The sequence below is a fragment of the Corynebacterium glucuronolyticum DSM 44120 genome (assembly GCF_030440595.1).
In the GTDB taxonomy this organism is placed as follows: domain Bacteria; phylum Actinomycetota; class Actinomycetes; order Mycobacteriales; family Mycobacteriaceae; genus Corynebacterium; species Corynebacterium glucuronolyticum.
In genome coordinates this window covers 1,789,552-1,814,865 of sequence record NZ_CP047452.1, presented here as the reverse complement: position 1 = coordinate 1,814,865, position 25,314 = coordinate 1,789,552, and the positions used below count along the sequence as shown (strand labels likewise).

Annotated in this window: 16 protein-coding genes and 1 pseudogene; all 17 read left to right on the top strand. The window is 60.2% G+C overall.

What is annotated here, in order from left to right; genetic code table 11:
* The first annotated feature begins 103 nt into the window (after positions 1 to 103).
* Positions 104 to 3,520 (top strand): chromosome segregation protein SMC, encoded by a 3,417-nt coding sequence (gene smc, locus CGLUCO_RS07975; RefSeq protein ID WP_084037007.1) that lies wholly within the window; start codon positions 104 to 106, stop codon positions 3,518 to 3,520.
* 205 nt (positions 3,521 to 3,725) lie between these two features.
* Positions 3,726 to 5,225 (top strand): cell surface protein, encoded by a 1,500-nt coding sequence (locus CGLUCO_RS07970; RefSeq protein WP_232621832.1) that lies wholly within the window; start codon positions 3,726 to 3,728, stop codon positions 5,223 to 5,225.
* 128 nt (positions 5,226 to 5,353) lie between these two features.
* On the top strand, positions 5,354 to 8,866 hold the full coding sequence (locus CGLUCO_RS07965; protein WP_084037009.1) for a hypothetical protein: 3,513 nt from the start codon (positions 5,354 to 5,356) through the stop codon (positions 8,864 to 8,866).
* A 178-nt stretch (positions 8,867 to 9,044) separates the two neighbouring features.
* Positions 9,045 to 10,994, top strand: a complete 1,950-nt coding sequence (gene ftsY / locus CGLUCO_RS07960; RefSeq protein WP_198481400.1) for a signal recognition particle-docking protein FtsY — start codon at positions 9,045 to 9,047, stop codon at positions 10,992 to 10,994.
* A 319-nt stretch (positions 10,995 to 11,313) separates the two neighbouring features.
* A complete protein-coding gene (locus CGLUCO_RS07955; protein ID WP_231286040.1) occupies positions 11,314 to 11,628 on the top strand; it encodes a DUF4298 domain-containing protein in 315 nt (104 codons plus the stop codon).
* Positions 11,629 to 11,926: 298 nt separating this feature from the next.
* Positions 11,927 to 13,567, top strand: coding sequence for a signal recognition particle protein (gene ffh / locus CGLUCO_RS07950; RefSeq protein WP_084037011.1), 1,641 nt, complete (start codon positions 11,927 to 11,929; stop codon positions 13,565 to 13,567).
* A gap of 321 nt (positions 13,568 to 13,888) precedes the next feature.
* Positions 13,889 to 14,413: a 30S ribosomal protein S16 gene (rpsP, locus tag CGLUCO_RS07945; protein WP_005389589.1), complete on the top strand. Its 525-nt coding sequence runs from the start codon at positions 13,889 to 13,891 to the stop codon at positions 14,411 to 14,413.
* A 407-nt stretch (positions 14,414 to 14,820) separates the two neighbouring features.
* The gene (gene rimM, locus CGLUCO_RS07940; protein WP_034989471.1) at positions 14,821 to 15,330 is read left to right on the top strand and encodes a ribosome maturation factor RimM; all 510 of its coding nucleotides are present in this window, start codon (positions 14,821 to 14,823) and stop codon (positions 15,328 to 15,330) included.
* A gap of 220 nt (positions 15,331 to 15,550) precedes the next feature.
* Positions 15,551 to 16,783, top strand: coding sequence for a tRNA (guanosine(37)-N1)-methyltransferase TrmD (gene trmD / locus CGLUCO_RS07935; protein ID WP_005389592.1), 1,233 nt, complete (start codon positions 15,551 to 15,553; stop codon positions 16,781 to 16,783).
* A 134-nt stretch (positions 16,784 to 16,917) separates the two neighbouring features.
* The gene (locus CGLUCO_RS07930) at positions 16,918 to 19,266 is read left to right on the top strand and encodes a Tex family protein (protein WP_196793924.1); all 2,349 of its coding nucleotides are present in this window, start codon (positions 16,918 to 16,920) and stop codon (positions 19,264 to 19,266) included.
* Between the two features lie 117 nt (positions 19,267 to 19,383).
* Complete coding sequence (gene rplS / locus CGLUCO_RS07925) at positions 19,384 to 19,728, top strand: 50S ribosomal protein L19 (protein WP_005389596.1); 345 nt, start codon at positions 19,384 to 19,386, stop codon at positions 19,726 to 19,728.
* Between the two features lie 137 nt (positions 19,729 to 19,865).
* The gene (lepB, locus tag CGLUCO_RS07920) at positions 19,866 to 20,603 is read left to right on the top strand and encodes a signal peptidase I (protein ID WP_005389597.1); all 738 of its coding nucleotides are present in this window, start codon (positions 19,866 to 19,868) and stop codon (positions 20,601 to 20,603) included.
* Positions 20,604 to 20,664: 61 nt separating this feature from the next.
* Positions 20,665 to 21,291, top strand: a pseudogene (locus CGLUCO_RS07915) (ribonuclease HII).
* A complete protein-coding gene (locus CGLUCO_RS07910) occupies positions 21,288 to 21,593 on the top strand; it encodes a DUF2469 domain-containing protein (RefSeq protein ID WP_005389599.1) in 306 nt (101 codons plus the stop codon). The pseudogene CGLUCO_RS07915 and the gene CGLUCO_RS07910 overlap by 4 nt, the downstream one beginning before the upstream one ends.
* A 570-nt stretch (positions 21,594 to 22,163) precedes the next feature.
* Positions 22,164 to 22,511: a YraN family protein gene (locus CGLUCO_RS07905; protein WP_005389600.1), complete on the top strand. Its 348-nt coding sequence runs from the start codon at positions 22,164 to 22,166 to the stop codon at positions 22,509 to 22,511.
* Positions 22,498 to 24,030 (top strand): YifB family Mg chelatase-like AAA ATPase, encoded by a 1,533-nt coding sequence (locus CGLUCO_RS07900; RefSeq protein WP_005389601.1) that lies wholly within the window; start codon positions 22,498 to 22,500, stop codon positions 24,028 to 24,030. The genes CGLUCO_RS07905 and CGLUCO_RS07900 overlap by 14 nt, the downstream gene beginning before the upstream one ends.
* Before the next feature lie 62 nt (positions 24,031 to 24,092).
* Positions 24,093 to 25,265 (top strand): DNA-processing protein DprA, encoded by a 1,173-nt coding sequence (dprA, locus tag CGLUCO_RS07895; RefSeq protein WP_034989509.1) that lies wholly within the window; start codon positions 24,093 to 24,095, stop codon positions 25,263 to 25,265.
* Positions 25,266 to 25,314: the final 49 nt, after the last annotated feature.

Below are 25,314 nucleotides of genomic sequence, written 5' to 3'. Positions count from 1 at the left end.
GCAGATAAACACCCAAAGTTATCCACAAGTAAAAATTCGACCGTATTTTCACGACGCTGGGCGCGCTTCCTGTGGATAACTAACGTCGGCTAGAGTACGTGACGTGTATTTGAAATCCCTGACGCTCAAAGGCTTTAAGTCGTTCGCCTCCGCAACGACGATGAAATTTGAGCCAGGGATCTGCGCGGTGGTGGGGCCGAACGGTTCTGGTAAGTCTAATGTCGTCGACGCCCTCGCCTGGGTCATGGGCGAACAGGGCGCCAAACAACTACGTGGCGGCAAAATGGAGGACGTGATTTTTGCGGGGGCCGGGTCTCGTAAACCATTGGGCCGCGCCGAGGTGACGTTGACCATCAATAACGACGACGGGGCGCTTCCGATTGAGTATTCGGAGGTGTCGATCACGCGGCGCATGTTCCGCGATGGCGCGAGTGAGTATGAAATCAATGGGTCGAAGGCGCGGCTCATGGATATTCAGGAGCTGCTGAGCGACTCTGGTATTGGCCGCGAGATGCACGTCATCGTGGGCCAGGGCAAGATTACGGAGATTTTGGAGTCGCGCCCGGAGGATCGGCGCGCCTATATAGAAGAGGCCGCGGGCGTGTTGAAGCATAAGCGGAGGAAGGAAAAGGCGCAGCGGAAGTTGACAGGGATGCAGGCGAATCTGGATCGCCTGACGGATTTGACGGATGAGCTGAAGCGCCAGTTGAAGCCCCTGGCGCGGCAGGCGGATGCGGCGCGCCGGGCGCAGACGGTGCAGTCTGAGGTGCGTGAGCTGCGGGGGCTGATTGCGGGCTACGAGCTGACGAGGCTGTGGGCGGCCAATGAGGCGTCGGAAAGCGCGAAGGCGGCGGCGAGTGTGGAGCTTGCGGCTGCCAACGCGGGGGTGAGCGAGGCGGAGGACGATCACCGTCTGGCTGAGGAGTCGCTGGCGAAGCAGCAGCCGGAGGCGACGGCGGCGAACCAAGTGTGGTTTGAGCTGTCTGCGTTGAAGGAGAAGGTGGACGCGACGGTGCGCATCGCGACGGATCGGGCATCGCGGAGCGAGGCGGAGCCCTACCAGGGGCCCGATCCGCAGGAAACGCTGCACCAGGCGGAGGATGCACAAGCGCAGGTGGAGGCTTTAGAGGATGCCTCCGATGTGGCGGCGGAGCGCCTGGAGACGATCCTTGACCAGGTGGAAGATGCGCGGGAGGCAGCGCACGCTGCTGATGAGGAGCATATGCGCCGCGTGCGGGCGATTGCGGACCGGCGCGAGGGGATCGTGCGGTTGGTTACCGGGGAGGAGCAGGCACGTGCGGAGGTGACTCGTGCGGAGGCGCGGGTGGCCGAGGCGTCTTCTAATTGTGCGGAGTCCCGCGAGGCCGCGCGGGCGGCCGATGCTGAGGCGACGCGGGCTTCCGAGGACGTGTCTGCGCATGAAAATGCTCGCGGTCCTCTGGAAGAGACGCGCGTGCGGGCGGTTGCTGAGTCCGGTGCTGCGGAGTCGCGCCTCAAGCAGTTGCGGGATGAGGAGCGCGCAGCGGAGCAGAAGGTTGCCTCGTTGACATCCCGGATTGAGACGCTCGAGTCGACGCGGGCGGCGGGGGAGACGGAGGCTGATCTTCCGCCGCTTGCGGATTTATTGACGGTGACTCCTGGTATGGAGAAGGCCGTTGCGGCGGCCCTTGGTCGTTTTTCGGATGCCGTTGTCGGCGAGCCCGGCGCGCACACCGGTGAGGATTGGTCGCGCACGGTTGTTGTGGATGAGACGGTCGGCGCGCCGTGGCACGTGGAAACGGAGGTGCTGCCGGCGGGTGCCCAATGGTTGACCGACCATGTCCAGGCCCCCCAAGCGGTGCGGCGCGTGTTGGCCGATACGGTCTTGGTAAGGGATACGGGCGAGGCGTTTGCTGTTGTGGTGGCGGATCCGCGCCTGCGGGCTGTTACGCCCGAGGGTCTTGTCGTGGGCGAAGGCTGGGCCGAGGTGGGTGAGGGTACCCGCAGCTCACTGGAGGTTTCTGGGCTTATCGACGCTGCTTCTTCCGCCCTTGCCGCCGCCCGCGCGAGCTTGGAGGAAATGTCGGGAACCGTATCTGGTGCCGAGGAGGCCGCTGAGCAGGCTCGTGTGGAGGCGGCGCAGGCGACGGCGGCGATGCGCGAGTTCCAAGCAGAGCATGCTGCGCTGGTGCGCGAAGCAGAAGCGGCGGTGAAGCGCGCTGCGGACCGTAAGCGGATGCACGAGGCGAACGTCGACAAGCTCACCGCTGCGGAGAAGGCGCTGGAGAAGGCGAAGACGGAGGCGGCTGATGCTGCCGACCGCTTGGCGCGTGTGGAGGATACCGAGACCGAGGAGGAGGTGTCCACCGAGGAACGTGACCGCGCAGCGGAGCGGCTGTCGCATATGCAGGCGATGGAGATGGAAGCCAAGATGGCTGCCCGCCAGGCGGCAGATGAGGTCGAGCGAGCCACGCAGCGTGCCGAGGGCCTGCGCAGGAAGGCCGCAGCGGATGCGGAGGCGCAGAAGCGCTACCGAGAGCAGCAGGAAAAGCGTCTGCGGGTGATCGAAAAGGCGCAACTCGTGCGCGACAATGCGGTGCGCGTGGCTACACGGGTTGCTGATGCCCTCGATCGCGCCCACGACGAGCGTGAACGGACCCGCGCCGTCGTAGCCGAGGCGGATGCCACCGTCAAGAAGCTAGCGGTCGCGGTCCACGATGCCAGACAGCGGCGCTCCCGGGCCCAGGAGGCTTACCATGAGGCGGAGATGGCCGCTGCCCAGGCGGCGGTGCGACTCGAGGAGGCGGAAAGACGAGCCACGGGCGAGACGGGAGTCGCCGCAACGGAGCTGCGGAAGCAGTTTGAGCAACCGGAGGACTTTTCCATCACCGAATACCGCAAGCGTTTGAAGAGCGCCGAGAAAGCACTCGCTGCACTGGGCAAGGTTAACCCGCTGGCGCTGGAGGAGTACGCGGCGCTGGAGGAGCGCTATTCGTTCCTGTCTACGCAGCTTGATGATGTCATCCGTGCCCGTGAGGACCTGCATTCTGTCATTGAGGAAGTAGATGAGAAGATCCTCACCCTGTTCACGGACGCGTGGCACGATGTTGAGGGGGAGTTCCCTGAGGTGTTTGCGACGTTGTTCCCCGGTGGCGAGGGGCGGTTGAAGCTCACGGACCCGGACGACATGTTGACAACGGGAATTGAGGTGGAGGCGCGCCCGCCGGGAAAGAAGGTCAAGCGTTTGAGCCTTCTTTCCGGTGGGGAAAAGACGCTGACGGCACTGGCGATGCTTGTTGCGATTTTCAAGGCGCGGCCGAGCCCGTTCTACGTCATGGATGAGGTGGAGGCAGCCCTCGATGATGTGAACCTTCGTCGTCTCATTGCGCTGTTTGAGAAGCTGCGGGCAACGAGTCAGCTCATTGTCATCACGCACCAGAAGCCGACGATGGATGTGGCTAACGTCCTCTATGGTGTGACGATGCACGGCGACGGCGTCACCCGCGTCATCAGCCAGCGGCTGCACCCCGCAGGGGAGTAGCAACATACCTCGTCTCCGATTCGTCGTGGCTCCTCATCCGCGTGGCATCCATGGGACGTGAAGGTACCGACCGTGCATGAGTCCAGCTGCTGGCAGAACCGGGACCGAGCAACCGACTGCGCCGGGACCGAGCAACCAGAAAGTGCGGATTTCCATTTACTTTGCTGGTGCTGACTAATACACTTGGGCTGAGGAGGATCGAGCTGTGAAAATTCGTGCCCTACTGGTTTCTGTTAGCTGTGGACTCGCACTCGTTGCGCCACCTGTGACACCGAACGCTGCACTCTCAGGTGGGGTGATACCGGTGGCGCATGCGGCGGGATTCAGCGGACTTAAAGATATCGCTCTTTCCCCTGGTGGCGCCGTCATTTACTCTTTGCCTGAAGAAGTAACCTCGCTAACAGTGACAACAGGCAGTGACCTCGCATCCTTGAGCCAGACCCAAAAAGGCAACTGGCGGTTGCAGCTCTCGCCCACGACCCGCCCCGGAACCTACACGCTGGGGATCAGGGCAAAGATAGGCGACACTGTTTCCGATAGCACTGTCCGCGTCACCGTTGGTGCTTACGAGCTGAACTACAAGCCGGAAACGGAAATCGAGCTCTTTCCTGGGCAAAAGATTAGGGTCGCGCCAACCGGTTTAGTGCCGGATGGTACAGAAGTCGACGTCGGCGACACGCCCATGACAGTGACCACGAAGGATCCTGGGAAAGAAAAGGGCGCGATCGCGGTTGCCGTTCCCCCCAACGCTCACCCAGGTCACTACGACATTCCGTTGACCGTTCGTTTTCCCGATACCACTGTGCAAACTACGATTCTGCCGCTTACCGTTAAGAAGCGGGAGATTAAATTCCCCACGCTGCTCACGATCAATCGTGGTGCGAAGACGACGATCAAAGCAGGTGGCTACGTTGCCCCATGGCCGTCGGAGGCAACCATCAGAACCGGAGTCTCCGACCGCTACATGACCGCAACGCCGCATGGCTCCACAGTAGACATCTCGGTTGCCGACGATGCCCCACTGGGAGAACACACCGTGACGCTATTCGTTGACACACCAGGACAGACCACGCAGATTAGCACTGTGACGATACAGGTGGGTCCGCACCAGTTCTTCAACTTTGAAGATGCATTCCACGTTCACGCAGGGGCGGTTCTGGAACTTCAAGATCTCCTATTGCCGGAGGGAGCAAAGGTAGCCCGTGTGCAGGCGGATACGGGGATTCGTGTTATCCATCGTCCGCAGCAGCCGATTACCCTGCAGCTAGGCTCCAACCTCGCAGCGGGTGAGTATTCCATTGACTTCTACATCGACTATCCCGGACAAGACCGGGTGAAAAAGACGATGAAGCTCGTCGTTGATGCTGAGGATGGTTCATCGACAAAGCCGGATGAGCAGCCGTCGCCAACGAAACCAGGGGAAAAGCCGGGGGCAACACCTGAGCCCAGCCCGTTGCCTGGTGCACCCGCCGGGGCATGCGTTGCTCCGCCAGCCGGTTACGCCATCCCGCTGGCGTGGGCGCTCCCGCTGTTGGCGCTCTCCGCCGTTCACCTCCCGCTTCCTGGTCTGCCAGAACCCATTGCCCAGTACCAGAAGAACATCGGCGAAAACGTTTCTGGAGCGATCGGGATCGTCACAACTCTCATCGCGGTAGTTTCTGCTATCGGCTACGGGATTGGGTGCTACGGTCAAAAGACCAACTAACCTAACCAACTAAGGTGTTGCCTATCCGGTGAATGTGAACCCCGCAATTGCGGGCGCGGTAGTCTAACTACCTACACGCTAAATTGGTGACTAACTGACTATTTTCCTGACGTAGAAAGGCAACATCGGTGTCCACGGGTGCCCAACAATCCCCCATTGCAGATCCGAATGATTCCCTCCTCGGGTGGGCATCCCAGACGGAGCTTCGCCTGGCAAGCACACTCAAGGATAACGACTGGTTCACCGAGGCTGGCCTAGATCACGATGAGTGCGAAGCTATAGAGAAGTTCTACGGCACATTCCTCGGGCGCCAGCTAGATTTTGGGGCGGATTTCAGCGTCCTCATTGCATCTACCCCTGCACTTACGGTCACGACTCTCGTCTACCGAGCATCCCGGATGGTTGAGGCAGAAAGTCTGTTCACTGAGTACTTCGGTGGACTAGGCATCGTCGGCACCGAGGGAGCCAGTGAAGACTATCTGCGCGAAAATATTTCGGGGCTCGTGGCCAAGGTCGGGCTCACGACGATCCCCGACTGCGACCCGATCACACTTCTGACGCTCCATGCAGGGATCACCAGCGACGAGGTCCCCACACTGCTGGAAGCGATGGATGCTGCTGAAGATAGTTCGGATAACGCTGGAATCACGGCCGAGTGCCCCCAGCTCACCGCCGGTGCCGACGTTGCGCCGCAGCGCGTGGAGGAGATTATTGAGGCCGTTCGTGGGCTCCGTCAGCACACAGTGGACCATCCCGGAACCTGGCAGATGGAAGATGACACCGAAGCGCCGATCCTGGTACAGGAGAAGGTGTTTGCGGAGCTAGCAGAACGCCCCGTGGGCACAGAAAACCGCAGGGACGCGGTGGGAGCGGGCCACCGTGAGGAGCGTCCGCGCCTAGTCCTCAACCTGGAGCAGGGGAAGGTCTGCGTCCGGTTGCCCGAACAGATTTTGGATCCCGGCGACAATGTCATCAGCTGGCGCGTATCCGTTGGTGGCACGACAGAGGTGTTCCGCACCAACCGGCCGTGGGGGAGCACTCGCAACCTGACCGAGTCCCTGGACCTCACCCTCCGGCACCAGGTGCGCGAAATCCAGGTGGCAGACGTAACCAACCAGCACACGTGGGTGGTTCCGGTTGTGAATAACGACGACCCTCTTCTCGTGTTTTCCACGCGTGGGCAAAACCTCACCGCCAAGCAGTCGCTGCATCACGGCGAGCTCGCGTGCGTGTGCCCTGCCGACGGGACGCTCATCGACGTTGTCACAGGCAAGGAACTCCCCGTCGAGGAAGTTTTTGATGTGGAGGGATGGAACGGCTGGGAAGGGCGCATCCTTGACTGCTCTTCCGCCGACTCGATTCAGCTGCTTCGATCCGGCGAAGCACCGAGCCCGATGAAGGCTGTCCGCTCCATCGACCCGCGCCAGCGCGTCGTATTCACCGAGCCCGAGGGCATCCTGCCGGATGTGCACTCGTCCACCGACCTTCCAGTCCACACCGAGTCTTTGGTTGTAGAGTTCCCGCCCACGCAGTCGGGGACGACGGAGCAGTGGTACCTCACGATTTCCGCCTACGCCGGTGCAGATCAGCAGGGCACGGAGATCGCGCCGACTGAGCCTCTTGAGGTGCCGGCCGAGGGCGGTATCTTTGATGTGTTTGACCCCGAGGTTTACGATGCCCCGTGGGTGGGGGAGTTCCTCGTCCGCATCCGTGGGCCGCGTGGTGAAAGCTTCCGTCACGAATATGCGCTTGTGGAAGGTGCGACGGCATTTGTCGAGGGGTCTGGCCCCTCGTTGCGTATCCCCGCCAAGGGTGGGCTGTCCACGGCGAGCCTGCATGTGCAGCCCGGCGAGAAAGATTTCGATGTCACGCCGCAGGTCGTCGACGTTGCCCCCGAAGAGGCAGGAGCTTTCTTCACGGTGGAGACCGACGAGGGGACGACAATGCCGATGCGGTTTTTCCCCTCTCGTCTGCGGTTCCAGCTCCCCATCAAAGAGTGCGGTCCCATCTGGCGGACGACACGGATCGTTACGCCCGCAGCCGATATCGACACGACCGGGCGAATCCGCGTGCGTGCCACCGGCGAGATTGGGAAGCCACAGGTCACGGTCCGTAACCGCACGGGTGCGCCAGTGCGCACGCTGAACCTCAATCCGGAGGATATGCGCACGTATTCAGCCGAGTTGTCGCCACTGGGTACAGGCCTGGTGGGGGTTAACGGCGGGCGGATCGAGTTCGAGTGGACCGATCCGGGAACGGATCGGCGCGTGTCCGTCAACATCGCGATTTTGGACTCCACACCGGTGGCTACAGGTGCGGAGATTCACGGGTCCACCCTAGAGCTCATCGATTTTGCCGCGCAGACGATCAATGAGACCCCGCGACAGCTCGCCGCGTGGGTGTGGCCGGATACAGCACCGTGGGTCAATGCGGTCACGCTTCCTGTTGAAGATGGAAAGGTGGAGCTACCGGAGAGCTACCAGCAGACGGGGCAGCTGTCGGTGTACCTGCACACTCCCGATCCGTTCAATACAGTGCGTCCCCCGCTGACCCCTCCGTCGACAAGCCTGACGGTGACCCAAGAGGGACATTTCCCGTCGAGCCACCCCGGATTCGACGAGCTGTCGGCGTTCCTCGCCGGTGAAACGGATAACCCGCCGGCGGATCCGTCCATCATGCCAGTTCTGTGGGACAGTGCGATTACCGAGGGTGTATCCCGCAAGGCCATCGTCTCGGTGTTTACCGCGCACCCGGCTGCCGCACTTGCGGGCCTGTCCGCCTCGCTCATCCCAGCGGAAAAGCAGCCCTCTCGGATCATCGCGTCTGGGCTTATCACCTCGTTGTTTAACAACGGAGAGGTGGCAACTGAGATGCACCGTGCGCCATGGATCGGTGCGCTGCAGCTCATCGGTCAGCTGCGCGCCAGCATTGCTGTGGACACGGCAGCAGATGGTGACGACGAAGCCACGCAGGAGGAGGCAGAAGCTCCAGCTGTTGGCGCTGAGACGCAGGTGCTCGACCCGAAGGAAAAGAAGAAGGTCATTGCCCGCCTCAAGGAGGTAGGTGGCAAGCGGCTTGTGGAGACTCTTGCCACCGGCCGCGATGCCACGTTGGACACCGCGTGCGTGGATAAGGGCATCGTCCAGATCTCACACATGGATCCGGCGCAACAGGAGACGCTGCTGTCGATGTTCTTCTCCTCCGCGGAGATCGTCCCCGGGCCGATACTGGAGGATTCCACGAGGCTGCTCGCCGTGTACGAAACGTTCAAGCACCGCGAGGAGCTCAACGTTTTGCTCGCCGATCAGCAGATGATTAAGGCTGCCGTGGCGCTGCTACGCGGGCTGCGGGGTGCGAACCGCCAGCTGTACACGTCGGCGCGCATCCGCTTTGACAAGCTCGACGGTGTGGATACGGAAAACCGCGATAACGTGTGGGCTTTGGCCCCCGTTGTGTCGCTTGTGTTCGCCCTCGCCGCACGTATGCACGCGTACGGACTCATCGGCAAGTCGAAGCAGCTGACGCAGGCGTCCCGTGGGTGGGCGAAGCTCGCCACCATTGTGCCGGAGCTCGTCACGGGGGATATCGTGTCGGCAGAGGCGATGGTGTGCGCGGTGACCTACCCGGGAATCGTCGGCTGAGACGGCGGTCGCGTCGGCGTGTGTTTTTTCCAGCTCACCCGCCACATGGGTGGAGGTGGTGAGGCTTGTCGACGCCCCTGAGATCCCCCTTTTATGCGCCGGTTACTGCTAGTGGGACCCAGGGGAGGCGAGTCGGGTCGGTCGCGCGCTCTGCCCGTTAGCCGGTAACCTGGGGAACATGATTGATTCCACAACGTTGCCCTACTGGATTATTGGTATTGTCATCGCGATCATCATTATCGCGTTGGTGATTTACTTCGGCTTGAAGCGCGGGAAATCTAAGCAGGTTTCCTTTGAGAAAAAAGAGGAACCGAAAGAGCTTACCCAGGCTGAGAAGTCCGGCAATTATCAAGCCAAGAGTGGTTTTAACTTCGCCGCCGGTAACAGTGGAGACAAACAACCGGTGGTGAATGGGGGCCAAACCCTGACGACCACACCGGCTAAGAGCGCCACGACGGGTGCCACTGCCGGTGCCGCCGCAGGTGCGTCTGCTGCCGGTGTCAGCGCCGCAGCTGCAGCCACAGCGCAGGCGCGGGAGCTGAAGCGGGAACAGGAGCAAGCAGCCGCGAAGCCTGCTGCTCCCACCGCTTCCACCACTCCCACCGCTTCCACCCAATCGGTCGCATCCGAGGGTGCTGAGGAACCGGTGGCATCCGGTGATACACGCGAATCCGTATATGAAGCAGCAGGCGATGCGGCGCAGGAATCCACACAGGAGTCGGCTCCCACTCCTAAGGAGCAGGTCGCACGCGTCGAGGACGAAGCACAAGGCGAGGTTGTGGAAACTCCTGCCGCAAACGGTGGGGCGACTGCTGCTGAGGAAACCGAGGCTACCGTGACCTCGGCCGAACAAAGCGGTACTCCTGCGGATGCCACCGCGTCTGCGCCTGCTGACGCCTCGGCAGAGCCGGAGATGTCAGAGGAGGCACCCACAACAGAGGTGGCACAGCAAACGGAACAATCAGCTGCCAGTGCAGGTGCTGGTGAACAGCCAACCGTACGAGACAGCGCCGAAAAGCAGGAACCCGTAGTGGACGCACCCGGGGAGGAGACGCTTCCTACCCAGGAGGAAATTGACGAGTCCGCTGCTGCAGCGGCCGAGCAGGTTGAGGCGGCAGGAGCTGCCCGCGCACAAGACGCGCCGGAACCAACCGGTGAAACCATCACGGCAGAGCCTGCACAGCAGGACGTTCAGACCGAGGATATTGCCCCGGCCGAGGGACGCCTCGGACGCCTGCGTGGCCGACTTGCGAAGTCCAACAATGTTATTGGCCAGGGTGTTCTGGGAATTCTTTCCGCTGGTGACCTGGACGAGGATGCCTGGGAGGAAATTGAAGACACGCTCATCATGGCCGATCTGGGCGCTTCCACGACGATGAAGGTTGTGGATTCGCTGCGTGAGAAGATTGCTGCTCGCGGCGTGCACAACGAAGAGGAAGCTCGTGCCATGCTGCGCGAAACCCTGATCGAGGCGGGTCGCCCTGAGCTGGATCGCTCCATCAAGGCTATGCCATATGACAACAAGCCGGCTGTGGTCCTCGTTGTCGGTGTGAACGGCACCGGTAAGACGACGACGGTGGGCAAGCTCGGCCGCGTCCTCGTGTCCATGGGGCACTCGGTGATGTTTGGCGCGGCGGATACCTTCCGTGCAGCGGCTGCCGACCAGCTCGAGGCGTGGGGGCGTCGTGTTGGTGCCTCGACGGTTCGTGGCAAGGAAGGTGCAGACCCTGCATCCGTTGCCTTCGATGCGGTTGCCAAGGGTACTGAGCAAGGCGTGGACGTGGTCCTCGTTGATACGGCTGGGCGTTTGCACACCTCCACAGGCCTCATGGATCAGCTGGGCAAGGTGAAGCGCGTGGTTGAGAAGAAGGCAAAGGTGGACGAGGTCCTCCTTGTTCTCGATGCCACTGTCGGACAGAACGGTATTATCCAGGCTCGCACGTTCCGGGACGTGGTGGATATCACGGGTGTGGTGCTCACCAAGCTCGACGGCACCGCCAAGGGCGGCATCGTCTTCCAGGTGCAGGAAGAGCTCGGCGTGCCGGTGAAGCTTGTCGGCCTCGGCGAGGGCGCGGACGATCTCGCACCGTTCGAGGTGGAAAGCTTCGTCGACGCCTTGCTGTACTAACTCTCCTGAAGGAGGTGCTGGCAGAAAAGCTGCTGGTAGGAAGGTTCCTGGTAGGGACGGCGCTGGTGGAACTATCTGCCGGTAGAACCAACTGGCGTTGGAAATAGCTGCGGGGAGAAATGGCTGCTGGCGCAGTAATGAGATAAATCTTCTGCGCCAATTCCAGCGTTTGCATGTTAGCGCCGTAGTTTTCCGCGCGTAGCCGTCTCCGCAGACAGCGGGCACTGCACGCCGTGACTGCTCGCGAAAACCGAATAAGACTCAAAGCCCCTGTGCACACACCACTGTGCACAGGGGCTTGTGTTTTACAATGGCGCCCATGAACGAGCAGATGAAGCGCATTGAGCTAAACAACGAGCGCCTGAACGAAATCACCGCGTTCAATGCCAAGTATGAGGACATCGGCGATACCTTCGCGGAGGCATGGGAGACGTTGAAACCTCTGATCGCCTACTACGAGAGCCAGTGGTCCACCGATCTCGCGGAAACTGACGCAGCCTACGGGGTGATGAGTGAAGACGGGGTGTGGAACGAAATGGGGACGTTCTACGAAATTATGAAAGATGTAGCGGCGACGAGCCAGCGCATCCTTGCCGAATATGAAGGCGAGGATAGTAACGAAGGCGGAGAATAAAAGAGTCACCAGCGGGCCTCTTTATGGGGGGCCACATCACGGTCCAGGTAGGGGTCACGGTCACGGTTGAGGTGCTGGTCGGCTGCGACGATGGGCTGGTAGGAAGATCATAGGCGCACGCCGAAAGACGCGGGGCGTGACCGTGGAGCACATGGGCCCAGTCCATGTGGGGGAGAGTCGTCAAGGATGAGGAGTGTGCCCCCAAGGCGGGTGAGAAGCGAATGACAACTGTTCGCTACCATGTAAGAAGCTGTGTTACCGTACTGTGTCTACTGCAGTAAGAAGGGATGAAAGACGAGTGTTTGAATCACTGTCAGACCGTTTGAGCGATGCTCTTACCGGGCTTAGAGGAAAAGGCAAGCTAAGCGAAGCCGATATCAATGCCACCGCGCGGGAAATTCGCCTGGCACTGCTCGAAGCCGACGTGTCCCTTCCCGTCGTGCGCGGCTTTATCAAGCGCATCAAAGAACGTGCGGGTGGCCAGGACGTATCCCAGGCCCTCAACCCGGCGCAGCAGGTAGTCAAAATCGTCAACGAGGAACTCATCGAGATCCTCGGCGGCGAGACGCGCCACCTGCAGATGGCCAAGAACCCACCGACCGTCATCATGCTCGCCGGCCTGCAAGGTGCCGGTAAGACGACGCTTGCCGGCAAGCTTGCCAAGCACCTCGCCTCGCAGGGGCATACGCCGATGCTCGTAGCCTGCGACCTCCAGCGCCCTGGCGCCGTGCAACAGCTGCAGATCGTCGGCGAGCGTGCGGGCGTTCCCACATTCGCACCGGACCCGGGGACAACCCTCGACACCACGGAACACGAGATGGGTACGTCTCACGGTGACCCTGTCCTTGTGGCTAAACAGGGCATCGAGGAAGCCAAACGCCAGCAGCGCGACGTGGTCATCGTTGATACTGCAGGTCGCCTGGGTATCGATGAGGAGCTTATGCGCCAGGCATCCAACATTCGCGATGCTGTTAATCCCGATGAAGTCCTCTTCGTTATCGATGCCATGATCGGTCAGGACGCGGTTCAGACCGCCCAGGCCTTCCGTGACGGCGTCGGGTTCACCGGCGTTGTGCTGACCAAGCTCGACGGCGATGCCCGCGGTGGTGCGGCGCTGTCCATCCGTGAGGTCACTGGCAAGCCGATTATGTTCGCTTCGACGGGTGAGAAGCTCGACGATTTCGATGTCTTCCACCCGGAGCGCATGGCTTCCCGCATCCTCGGCATGGGCGACATCCTGTCTCTCATTGAGCAGGCAGAGGCGACGATGGACCAGGAGAAGGCCTTCGAGTCTGCCGCCAAGCTCGGCTCCGGTGAGCTGACATTGGAGGACTTCCTCGACCAGATGCTCATGGTGCGCCGCATGGGGCCAATCTCCAACATTTTGAAGATGCTCCCCGGTGGCAAGCAGATGAACCAGATGGCAGACATGGTGGAGGAGAAGCAGCTCGACCGCATTCAGGCCATCATTCGGGGTATGACACCGGAAGAGCGCGCCAACCCCAAGATTCTTAACGCCTCCCGTCGCAAGCGCATTGCCAACGGCTCGGGCGTGACCGTCCAGGATGTCAATCAGCTTGTGGATCGCTTTAACGAGGCGAAGAAGATGATGGGTAAGATGGCCGGTCAGATGGGTATGCCCGGGCTCGGTGGCCTGAACCGTTCTGCAACGAAGAAGCAGAAGAACAAGCGCAAGGGCAAGAAGGGGAAGAAGGGAAAGAACAAGCGTCAGTTTGGCTCCATGGCGCAGAATAATCAGCAGAAGGCTGCGCCGCAGATGCCGTCGATGGATGAGCTAAAGAAGCTCCAGCAGGAGATGGAGGAAAACGGCGGGATGCCGGATCTTGGCTCTCTGGGCAAGGGGTTCCCCGGCATGGGAGGTAAGGGCTTCCCTGGCATGGGTGGAATCGATCCGACGAAGTTCGGCTTCCCTAAATAAGGGTTTCGCTTTTCGACGCCCGGTATTCGCCGTTTCTTGAACCGTCAGGTCCCTGCCTGCTTTCGCGGGCAGGGATTTGTCATTTACCCCGTATGACAGGTATAGTTCTCCAGGTTGTCTATGGACAACACCCCGCTTTCGCGTGAAAAGTAGGATTCGACGCATCGGTGGCAAGGCTTCAGAATCTCAAGCCACCGCCTGTGCAACCGGCCTGCTGTCACCTCGCGAATGTGGTTGAACTGTACATTTTCAAGGGTTGAAACCGGCCTGCCACGTTGCAGGTGCTGTACTGCCCAGTGACACAAAAAGGAAGTATTCACCATGGCTGTGAAGATCAAGCTCGCCCGTATCGGTCGTCTGCACAACCCCCAGTACCGCATCGTCGTTCAGGACGCTCGCGGTCGTCGCAATGGTCGCGTCATTGAGAACCTCGGCATTTACCAGCCGAAGAACGATCCCTCCATCATTGAGGTCAACTCCGAGCGCGCACAGTACTGGCTGGGCGTCGGCGCACAGCCGACCGAGCCTGTTCTGGCTATCCTCAAGGTGACCGGTGACTGGCAGAAGTTCAAGGGCATCGAGGGCGCAGAGGGCACCCTCAAGGTTGCTGAGCCGAAGCCGTCCAAGCTCGAGCTCTTCAACAAGGCTCTCGAGGAGGCCAACAACGGCCCGACCGCTGAGGCCATCACCGAAAAGAAGAAGAAGGCCAAGGAAGAGAAGGAAGCTGCTGAGGCTGCTGCCAAGAAGAAGGCAGAGGAAGAGGCCAAGGCTGAGTCTGAGAAGGAAGAGGCTTCCGAGGAGGCTGCTACTGAAGAGGCTCCTGCAGAGGAAGAGAAGTCCGAGTAATCAGGGCTTCCTCGTGGCTAGCGCAGTGGCCAGTGCCTAGCAGTTAGCCATCTCTCAGCTACTTTCGGCACCCACCGATTCGGTGGGTGCCTTTTACATTGGTGAGGCGCAGGAGACCTAACGCGGCTCACGTGTGGGTGATGAGGATCATCCCTGGCACGTTGGCTTGGGGATGTGGTGTTCGTTGGATGAAAATGCACGCACTAAGCGGGTACTCGTCGGGGTAGCAAAAGGTGAACGGCAATCCGGGGAAGCTCCAGATCGGCCAGGTGGTCAAATGTGCTACCACTGTTAGGTTGACTTTTTTCCACGTCGGCACCCCGCCGTCCCATTACACGAAACGGGAACAAGGCAGTAGAGCAACTAGTGAGCTGGGGTGCCCGAAGGCACTAGGTAGAATGGCGACCATGGAATACAGAATCGGTCGTGTGGTGAAGACGCACGGGATCAAAGGGGAAGTCGTCGTCGATCCAACGACAGACGATCTCGATCAGCGGTTTTATGTCGGCGCCGTGCTTACAGGTCGCGCCGGAGGCGGAAAAGAACAACAGTTGACCATCCAGTCCATGCGGCCCCACCAAGGCAGGCTACTAGTTAAGTTCGAGGAAATCCCGGACCGCACAGCAGGGGAGTCACTGCGCGGAATGCAGTTTTTCGCGCCGCCCCTCGAGCACGATCCAGAAGAAGATGGCTACTACGACCACGAGCTGGAAGGTCTTGCAGTGATTCACGAAGGCACACGCGTTGGCGAAGTCACGGATATCACCCATGGACCGGCCGCGACGCTTCTCACCGTAACGATGGATGAGGACGAACGGGATGTGCTCATCCCCCTCGTCGATGCCATCGTTCCGGAGATCAATCTGGGAGAAAAGACAGCAACCATCACCCCGCCTGATGGTCTTCTTGATCTCTAGCGTGGCAGCCAATGACCAACCACACACGAAGCCAATGCGTTGGTGATCCCGTAGGTTATCTACCACGCAGCAGGTAACCTACCGTGCAGCAAGTTACCCACCACGCGGCAGGCTACCTATCACGCAGCACATCCGCCGCAAATCTCACCAGTCAGATATCCACTGTAAAACGCTCCAATTAGCCCGGTAATTTATCTAGAAAGTCAGCCCACCTGTGTCTATGAAAATCGATGTCATCACTATTTTTCCTGAGTACCTTGACCCGCTGAGGCATGCGCTTTTGGGAAAGGCCATCGAGAACGGGCAGTTGTCCGTTGGCGTTCATTACTTACGGGATTGGGCATCGGGGGTTCACCAAGCGGTGGATGACTCGCCCTATGGTGGCGGGCCAGGAATGGTCATGATGCCAACGGTGTGGGGTGCCGCCTTGGAAGACGTTGTCGCAGGGAAAGCGGCCGGCGATGAATTGCAGTCCGCGGAACTGCATAGGGGGCAGGCCCGTCACGACGAGGTGCATGACATCGAATCGCGTGGCTACAGTGCAGAGGCCCTACGGGATGCGAATGATGACCGCCCGCTGCTTATCGTGCCAACCCCGTCGGGCACCCCGTTTACTCAGGAAATGGCTCGGCGGTGGTCCAACGAGGAGCATGTGATCTTCGCCTGTGGCCGCTACGAGGGGATCGATCAACGCGTTATAGATGATGCACATCGCTACGCGCGTGTCGAGGAGGTCTCCATCGGTGATTACGTGCTCATTGGTGGCGAGGTCGCTGTTCTCGTCATGGCAGAAGCGATGGTGCGTCTTATCCCCGGTGTGTTGGGTAATAGCGAGTCTCATGAGGACGATTCCTTCTCCCACGGGCTTCTTGAAGGGCCGAGCTACACCAAACCGCGGGTATGGCGGGGAATGGAAGTTCCGGAGCCGCTGACCAGTGGAAACCACAAGCGGATTGCGAAATTCCATCACGATGAAGCGGTAAAAAAGACTGCCCGGGTACGACCAGATATTTTCCACCACCTCATGGAAACGGGGGAGCTGAGCAAGGAGGACATTCGGCTAGGTGCATCGCAGTACCCGATGCGCACACGTATGCAGGTTCTCGTCCGAGAAAAGGAAATGAACGAGGCGTTAGACCGCCTAGCGGTACACCTCGCGGCCTACAACATCTATGTCACGGAGGTGCAATCAAATCCCGTGAGCCTGGCGTGCGACCCGAGTCACTCGCTCCTTGACGAGTTCGAGCGCACCCATGATCGCTCAGCGATCTCCGAAGAGGTGTTTACTCTCGAGATTCTTACCGAATCCCTAGCCCCAGCAAAGAACCTCACTTCGGCAGTCATGGAGCTTTTCGAGCCCGGTACGCCGTGGATGGGGACAACCGTGGCACGAGAGGACGACGAGGGTCTGACCCCCGCCGATCCAAACGCCTGCGCCGTCTCCTTTGACTAAACGTGTGTGGGTCGAGTTCATAGCTAGCCGGTGGGTGCTCGCTGGTGGGTGCTCGCTGGTGGATGCTCGCTGGTGGATGCTCGCTGGTAGGGCGGACAGCGGAGGATGAGAACTGCGTCGCTACAATTGAGCGAATGATTGCAGCAACTATCGCTCAGGAACTAGGCGTTGATATTGCCAAAGTGGAGGCCACGATCAGGCTTCTCGACGAAGGCAACACCGTCCCGTTCATAGCCCGCTACCGCAAGGAAATCACCGGTGGACTCGATGACACGCAGCTTCGCACCCTCGAGGGGCGACTGCAGTACCTGCGCGAATTAGAAGACCGCAAGAAGACCATCCTCGCAGCCATCGAAGAACAAGGCGCGCTCACCGACGACCTGCGGGCGCTCATCGCAGAATGCGATTCCAAAGCACGCCTGGAGGATCTCTACCTGCCGTTCAAGAAGCGTCGTAAGACGAAGGCAGATAAGGCTCGCGAGGCTGGGATCGGCGAGGCCCTGCAGGAGATCGTCGACAAGCCCGACGAGGATCCGGAGGAGATCGCTCAGCGGTACCAGACGGAAGGCTATGAGGATGTCAAAGCCGTCCTCGACGGCGCGCGGGCGATCGTGGCCAGCGATCTGTCCATGAACGCCGACCTCGTCGGCGAGCTGCGCGACGAGCTTGCTTCCAACGCGACCGCCGTCGTCGGCGTCGTCGAGGGCAAGGAAACCGAGGGGGCGAAGTACCGCGACTATTTCGAGTTCAACCAGAAAGTCCAGGACATGCCCTCCCACCGGGTGCTGGCAATCCTGCGCGGTGAGAAGGAAGGGATCCTCCGCCTAGACCTCGACGGCGGAGATGATGCCGTATACGAGGCCATCGCCTTTGAGCACGCCGGCTACCCGCATTCCGCATGGCTAGATAACGCCGTCCACCGGGCGTGGAAGACGAAGCTGGAAGTCTCCGCAGCGCTTGACGTACGCATGCGGATGAGCGAAAAGGCGGAGAAAGACGCGCTCGCGATTTTCGCCGTCAACCTCCGGGACGTGCTCCTGGCTGCCCCGGCAGGGCAAAAGTCCGTCCTCGGACTTGACCCGGGCTACCGTAACGGCGTGAAATGCGCGACCGTGGATGCCACAGGCAAGGTCTTGAATACCACCATCGTCTACCCGCACCAGCCCCAAAATCAATGGAACAAGGCGCTCATGGAGCTGGCATCCATCGCAGCTGAACACCACGTGGAGCTCCTTGCCATCGGCAACGGCACCGCTTCGCGTGAGACGGAGAAACTGGCCCGCGAAGTGGCAGACATGATTGGCAAGGCCGGCGGCAAGAAACCCGTTCCCGTCGTCGTCAGCGAGTCTGGTGCCTCCGTGTACTCAGCGTCGGATCTGGCAGCCAAGGAATTCCCGGACATGGACGTGTCTCTGCGCGGTGCCGTATCCATCGCCCGCAGGTTGCAGGATCCGCTGGCGGAACTGGTGAAAATCGATCCAAAGTCGATCGGTGTGGGGCAATACCAGCATGACGTGAACCAGACAGAACTGGCTAAGACCCTCGACGCGGTGGTTGAGGATGCCGTGAACTCCGTCGGCGTGGACCTCAACTCAGCCTCCGCGCCACTGCTGAACCGCGTCGCCGGAATTACACCAACGCTGGCCAAGAACATCGTCTCCTACCGCGATGAGAAGGGCACTTTCGCGGCCCGCACGGACCTATTGGACGTCCCTCGACTTGGGTCTAAGACGTTCGAGCAGTGCGCCGGCTTCCTCCGCATCCGTGGCGGACAAAACCCGCTCGACGGCTCTGCGGTCCACCCCGAGGCCTACCCCGTGGTGGAAAAGATCGCCATCCGCAGCGGGGTAGGGGTAGAAGAGCTCATCGGCAACACCCGCATCCTGCACAAGCTCAACCCCGCAGACTTCGCCACTGATACCTTCGGCGAACCCACCATCCGCGACATCCTCAGTGAACTGGACAAGCCGGGCCGTGATCCGCGCCCGGATTTCCACACCGCCACCTTCAAAGAGGGGGTGGAGAAGGTTTCCGACCTTACCCCGGGAATGATCCTCGAAGGGACGGTCACCAACGTTGCGGCCTTCGGCGCCTTCGTGGATGTGGGAGTTCACCAGGATGGTCTTGTCCATGTGTCCGCGATGAGTCATTCGTTCGTCTCCGACCCCCACGATGTGGTGAAAAACGGCGACATCGTCAAAGTGAAAGTGCTAGATGTCGATGTGCTGCGGAACCGAATTTCGCTCACGTTGCGGCTCGATGACGAGCCCGGAGACGAGCAGAGCAAGGACAAGAAGCCACGTTCAGGTGCTTCCTCGCGCGGTGGTGACGGTCACCGCGACAGTGCCCACGGGCGCAGAGATCGCGGTGGAAACAGCTCGCGTGGCAATCGGAACGGAAGCGGTCGTGGCCGTGGCCGAGGCGGAAACAATGGCGGCGGGTCGATGGCTGATGCCTTGCGGCGTGCCGGATTTGGGAAATAGCCACGGATGTGGCAGAATCCTCACGGTTGATGTAACGGATACGAACCAGCCGAGCACCGGGAGATCGGGAGCGCCGCTAGGTTCCTCTTTCCTTGAAATTTTGAAAGGGTTCTTTCTATGAACAACATCCTTGACAAGGTTGATGCAGTTTCCCTGCGCGACGATATCCCGGAGTTCCGCCCCGGCGACACCGTCAACGTTGGCGTGAAGGTCATCGAGGGTTCCAACACCCGTGTTCAGTACTTCAAGGGCGTCGTTATTCGTCGCCAGAACGGTGGCATCCGTGAGACGTTCACCGTCCGCAAGATGAGCTTCGGCATCGGTGTCGAGCGTACCTTCCCGGTGCACTCCCCGAACCTGGACTCCATCGAGGTTGTCAGCCGCGGTAAGGTCCGCCGTGCCAAGCTGTACTACCTGCGCAACCTGCGCGGTAAGGCTGCTCGCATCAAGGAGCGCCGCTAAGCCTCAAACCCGCCTTTTCTGGCTTGCATGCTTTATGCAGCGTGAGCACGAAAAAGTGATGGTTATCTAGGCACGAGCCGAAACCCGGTATCCCCGCGTAGGGGCTGCCGGGTTTTTTGCTGGTACTATGACCTGTCGTGAGTAAGCAGGACAAGAAAGAACAACCGTGGTACATCGAGATCCCGATTGTGATCATCTCCACGTTGATTATCGTTTTTCTCATCCACACCTTCCTGGGCAGGATTTACCTCATTCCTAGCCAGTCCATGGAGCCGACATTGCACGGCTGCACCGGGTGTACCGGGGATCGGATCGTGGTGGAAAAAGTAAGCTACGCCTTCGGTGATCCCGAGCCAGGCGATGTCGTGGTGTTCAAGGGCACTCCTGCGTGGAACACAAACTTTGTGTCTAACCGTTCGGACAACCCCGTTGTCCGTGGCCTTCAGAATGCGGGCTCTCTCGTTGGGCTCGTCGCACCGGATGAGAATGATCTGGTTAAGCGAATCATTGCCAAGGGTGGGCAAACCGTTCAGTGTTTGGAAGGCGACGAGGGTGTCTCCGTCGACGGGGAGCTCATTGATAACTCCTACACGCTGCAGCCACCTGCGTACTCCATCGATCCCTCCAGCGGTTCGGATGCCTGCGGTGGCCCGTACTTCGGCCCCGTGACGGTTCCGGAGGGCAGCTACTTCATGATGGGGGATAACCGCACCAACTCCCTGGATTCCCGCTACCACATGAGCGATGCGCTGCAGGGAACGATTCCGGAGGAAAATATTCGCGGCAAGGTGCAGGCGATCATCCTCCCGCTCAACCGGATTGGATCGGTGGATAATCAACCGATCCAACAGCAACAGCTCGAGGCAGCCAAGTAGCCCCGTGTCCCTCGCCAAGCGGCGCGACCGCGCGCGCCGGAGGATTCGTCAGTTAAAGGGGATGCGCACCCATGAGGTTGCGCTCGCCAAAGCCGGTCTGGGGCCGGTGGCTGGTGTGGATGAGGCCGGTCGCGGTGCCTGCGCCGGGCCGATCACCATCGCTGCGTGTATCCTCCCGGACCAGTTCATCCCTGAGTTGGAGCTTCTCGACGATTCGAAGAAGCTCACCCCCGCGCGGCGCGCTCATCTCTTCCCACTCATCAAGCGCCACGCCATTGCGTGGCACATCGTCCACATTTCGGCTCACGACATTGATGAGCGCGGTATCACCGATGCGAACATCTCAGGCATGCGACGCGCCGTTGGCGGGCTTGCCGTTCGCCCCGGGTACGTGCTTACCGACGCCTGGTGGGTGCCCGGTTTCGCGTAGCCCTCGCTCCCCGTCATCGGTGGCGATGCGACTGCTCGCTGTATTGCGGCGGCGAGCGTGCTGGCGAAATACTCGCGTGATCAGATCATGATCGACTACGACGCGCAGTACCCGGGCTATGGCTTCGCTGGTCACAAGGGCTACGGCACAGCCAAACACATGGACGCGGTGCGCCACCACGGTGCGTCGCCGATCCACAGATATAGTTATTCCAACGTGAGAAATGCTCACAGGGACTGGATGGGAGCGGAATCATGAGCGCAGAAGATCTCGAGAACTATGAGGCGGAGGTAGAGCTCAGCCTGTACCGCGAGTACCGCGATGTCGTCAGCCAATTTTCGTATGTGGTGGAGACCGAACGTCGCTTTTATCTCGCCAACGCCGTTGAGCTGATTCCGCACACCGAAAACGGTGAGGTGTACTACGAGGTGCGGATGTCCGATGCCTGGGTGTGGGACATGTACCGCGCCGCGCGGTTTGTCCGGTACGTCCGTGTTATCACTTACAAGGACGTGAACATCGAGGAGTTGGACAAGCCGGACATGGTGATCCCCGACTAGTTTTCGTTTCCAGGCTTGCCGGATGACCCGACGCTGTCGGGTCATTTTTCGTTTTTACGTCATGAGCCATAGTCGGGCCATAGTCGGGTCGGAGCCGTGGCGGACACTGGCTTTCGTGGACATACCACGACAGTCCGCACTGGGTAATCCTCTGAGACCCGCGTTTTTTTAAAATGAATCACCTGCACAGCACGCGGCCCGGAAGAGGTTTTTACCGTGCGGAAATACGGATTCGCAAAAAATCAGACTACCGGCTCCCGCAAAATCTCCGCTTGAGTAGCGCCTTTTTGCCCAGCCACGTCGAAACTCTCAGGCCCACGTGTCAAGGATGATCCTCATCACCCACGCGTGATCCAAGGCGGGCTATAGGTCCCCTTCGGTGAGCTCGCGGGCCTTGGCAGGCAACGCTGTGGATAAACTTTCGGCATTGGGGTTCCGAAATGGGGGAGTTATCTACAGGCACAAACGTAAGGCTGGAAGCAGAGGGCGTGCCGCCGGATACTGAGGTGGCTTGGATACCGCTTTGAGGTTGCCGAGCACTCTGAAACAAGATCAACAGATCGGGGAACTATGAACTCAAAGAATTTACTCTTGGGAAGACGCGGCGAAACCATCGCGCGCCGGTACTACCAGGATCGCGGATATGGATTCGTGGCTGCAAATGTGCGCTACACGTGTGGGGAGATTGACCTCATCATGCAGCACGGCGACACAACTGTTTTCGTCGAGGTGAAAACTCGAACGAATAGCGCAATGGGTGGGGCTGAAGCAGTCACACCAGCAAAACTGCGCCGCGTTCAGCGCGCCGCAATGACATGGCTGGAAGGCAAACCCTACCGGCCCATCCGGTTCGACGTGGTCGAGATCATCGGCAACGAAATTACGTGCTTCGAAGGAGTTGACCGTGGCTCTTGCTAGAACAAAATCTGTCGCTTTCGAGGGGGTCACAGCGCGGATTGTGGACGTGGAGGCAAACGTTGGGCCAGGTCTCCCCGGCACCTACATCGTGGGACTCGCGGATAAGGCCGTGGCAGAATCCCGTGACAGGATCAAGCTCGCCGCTCAAAACTCACATCTGCCGTGGCCGAAGACAAAAATTATTGTGAGTCTCTCGCCTGCGTCGCTGCGCAAATCTGGTTCACACTTCGATCTTCCCATGGTGCTGTCCATCCTCTTCGCCGGTGCCTCCGGACCGTACGAAGACCACATCCTATCCACTACGGTATTCCTCGGTGAAGTGAGCCTGGACGGAGGTATCAAGCCCGTCACAGGGATTATCCCCGCCATTCTCGCCGCCAAAAACGCAGGCTACGTGCGCGTTGTCATTCCCGCTGGAAACGCTGCAGAAGCAACGTTGTGCCAGGACATGGACATACGAGTCGCCACCGCTCTGACCGATGTGGTGAGGTTTGTCGCCGGTGAGAGTGATCTGGAGGACGCTCACGGGAGTGCCTCTGATGTCGGAGAAGACAACCCAACGGTGCTGGATATGCGCGATGTTGCTGGGCAACCAGAAGCGCGCCGGGCTGCGGAGATTGCTGCAGCTGGGGGCCATAATTTCCTCATGATCGGGCCACCTGGAAGCGGTAAGTCCATGATCGCCGCCCGGCTGCCCGGCCTCCTTCCGGATCTCACACCGGAGTACAAGCTGGAAGCCACAGCCGTTCATTCTGTCGCCGGGCGGACGTTCACCGGTCCGGTTATTCATCCGCCTTTTGTCGCACCGCATCATTCCGTCACTCGAGCCGCCCTCATCGGCGGAGGTGCAGGAAATCCTGTTCCCGGAGCAGTATCACTTGCCCACCGTGGTGTGTTGTTTCTGGACGAAGTTTCGGAAATCTCCGCTTCCATCCTTGATAGCCTCCGCACTCCCTTGGAGCAGGGGTATGTTCGCCTCATTCGTTCGCGCCGCGACGTGTACTTCCCGGCTAAATTCCAGCTGGTTATGGCAGCGAATCCGTGCCGATGCGGTGCGGAAGAGCCGTCGGCGTGCCGGTGCTCGGCGAACGCACGCGCGCGGTATCTCAACAATGTGTCTGGTCCGTTGCGTGACAGGTTGGATATGGTTGTTCGGACCCACGCTCAGGGATCGGTCATCCGCTCCGAGGAACAGGAATCCACGGCAGTGATCCGGCAACGCGTTATCGAGGCTAGGGGGAGGGCGGGGCACCGGTGGGCCCGCGCCTCCTATCCGGGGGTGATCAACGCGGAGATTGATGGTGCGTGGCTGCGGCGTGAATTCCCTGCCGACGAGGAAGCGATGGAATATCTTGCCGTCTATCTTGCGCGAGGTGACATCAGCCAGCGGGGTGTGGATCGCACTCTCAAGTTAGCCTGGACTATTGCCGATTTGGCTGGGTGCGACCGGCCCGATATCGACCATGTCGCCCAAGCCTTGGAATTTCACGATTATGCGGGTGGGGAGGTCGCGGCATGAGCACAAGCGACTTCGTGCCGAGTAAAAAGCGGGAGGACACTCCCGTAACAAATAGGGATCGGATGCCCACCAGCCGTCGAGAAGCGTGGGCATACCTGTCTCGTGTGGTGGAAGGACCGAGCCGTCGCCTCAACGAGCTTCTTTCACAAGGCGTAGACGTAGAGGATATCGCACGGGGCGTTAGGCAACAGCAGGAATGGTTGGGGGAGCTGCGCAAGCAGACGGCGACGCGTCATGAGTGGATGCGACCTGCGGAGGACCTCGAGGCTATTGACGCTATCGGCGGGAGGCTGATTACCCCCGAGGATGACGAGTGGCCGACGGATATTTTTGCGGAGTCCTTCGGATTTGCCGCATCAGGGATGAGTGAACACTGTCGCTCCTACCAAGATGACGCGGTCCCTCCCCACGCGCTGTGGGTGCGGGGCGGAGGTCCACTGAATGGGATCGTCTCGCGCTCAGTTGCGCTGGTAGGTACGCGTGGAACCAGCTCGTACGGTATCGCTGCAACGCGCATGATCACCAGTGGACTCGCTGCTCACCACTGGACGATCGTATCGGGAGGCGCTAAGGGGATCGACACAGCAGCGCACACGGAGGCGATGAACTCCGGGGGTTACACCGTTATGGTCGCTGCCTCAGGACTCGATGTCACCTATCCCGCAAGCAATGCAGATCTGTTTGCGAGAATCGCCACTCACGGTTGCCTCGTCAGCGAATATCCGCCGGGTACGCATCCCGCGCGCCACCGGTTCCTTACAAGAAACCGCCTGGTAGCGGCACTTACAGCCGGCACCGTTATCGTGGAGGCCGGGTGGCGATCAGGGGCGTTAAACACGTTGAGCTGGGCTGAAGGTCTAGGGCGCGTGGCTATGGCTGTTCCCGGTCCGATCACATCCAACACCTCGCTCGGTTGCCACGCGCGCATCAAGAACGGTTCCGCGCAGCTCGTTACCTCCGCAGATGACGTCCGAGAGTTGCTGGAACCGATTGGCACCTGCGATCCAGATGGCCAGCGCGAAATCGATTTCTCCGGTTCGCCTGTCACTACCTTGACGCGCACGGAGATGAGACTCTTCGATGCGTGCTCGTCCACATTCCGTTCCAGTACCGACATTGCGCGGGACGCAGGTTTACCCCTGGGACTTGCAATGCACGTGCTCGTTGACCTAACACAGCGGGGCTTCCTTGTTCGATCGGGGAAGCTCTGGGCGAGAGCGAGCGACGTGGGATGAGCGACACGGGATGAGTGGCAAGAGATGAGTGACACGGGATAAGTGGCTT

Bases quoted from the DNA above. Each gene is read 5' to 3' on its own strand.
- ftsY (WP_198481400.1), top strand. From the start codon at position 9,045: ATGATTGATTCCACAACGTTGCCCTACTGGATTATTGGTATTGTCATC.
- CGLUCO_RS07955 (WP_231286040.1), top strand. From the start codon at position 11,314: ATGAACGAGCAGATGAAGCGCATTGAGCTAAACAACGAGCGCCTGAAC.
- rpsP (WP_005389589.1), top strand. From the start codon at position 13,889: ATGGCTGTGAAGATCAAGCTCGCCCGTATCGGTCGTCTGCACAACCCC.
- rimM (WP_034989471.1), top strand. From the start codon at position 14,821: ATGGAATACAGAATCGGTCGTGTGGTGAAGACGCACGGGATCAAAGGG.
- trmD (WP_005389592.1), top strand. From the start codon at position 15,551: ATGAAAATCGATGTCATCACTATTTTTCCTGAGTACCTTGACCCGCTG.
- CGLUCO_RS07930 (WP_196793924.1), top strand. From the start codon at position 16,918: ATGATTGCAGCAACTATCGCTCAGGAACTAGGCGTTGATATTGCCAAA.
- rplS (WP_005389596.1), top strand. From the start codon at position 19,384: ATGAACAACATCCTTGACAAGGTTGATGCAGTTTCCCTGCGCGACGAT.
- CGLUCO_RS07910 (WP_005389599.1), top strand. From the start codon at position 21,288: ATGAGCGCAGAAGATCTCGAGAACTATGAGGCGGAGGTAGAGCTCAGC.
- CGLUCO_RS07905 (WP_005389600.1), top strand. From the start codon at position 22,164: ATGAACTCAAAGAATTTACTCTTGGGAAGACGCGGCGAAACCATCGCG.
- dprA (WP_034989509.1), top strand. From the start codon at position 24,093: ATGCCCACCAGCCGTCGAGAAGCGTGGGCATACCTGTCTCGTGTGGTG.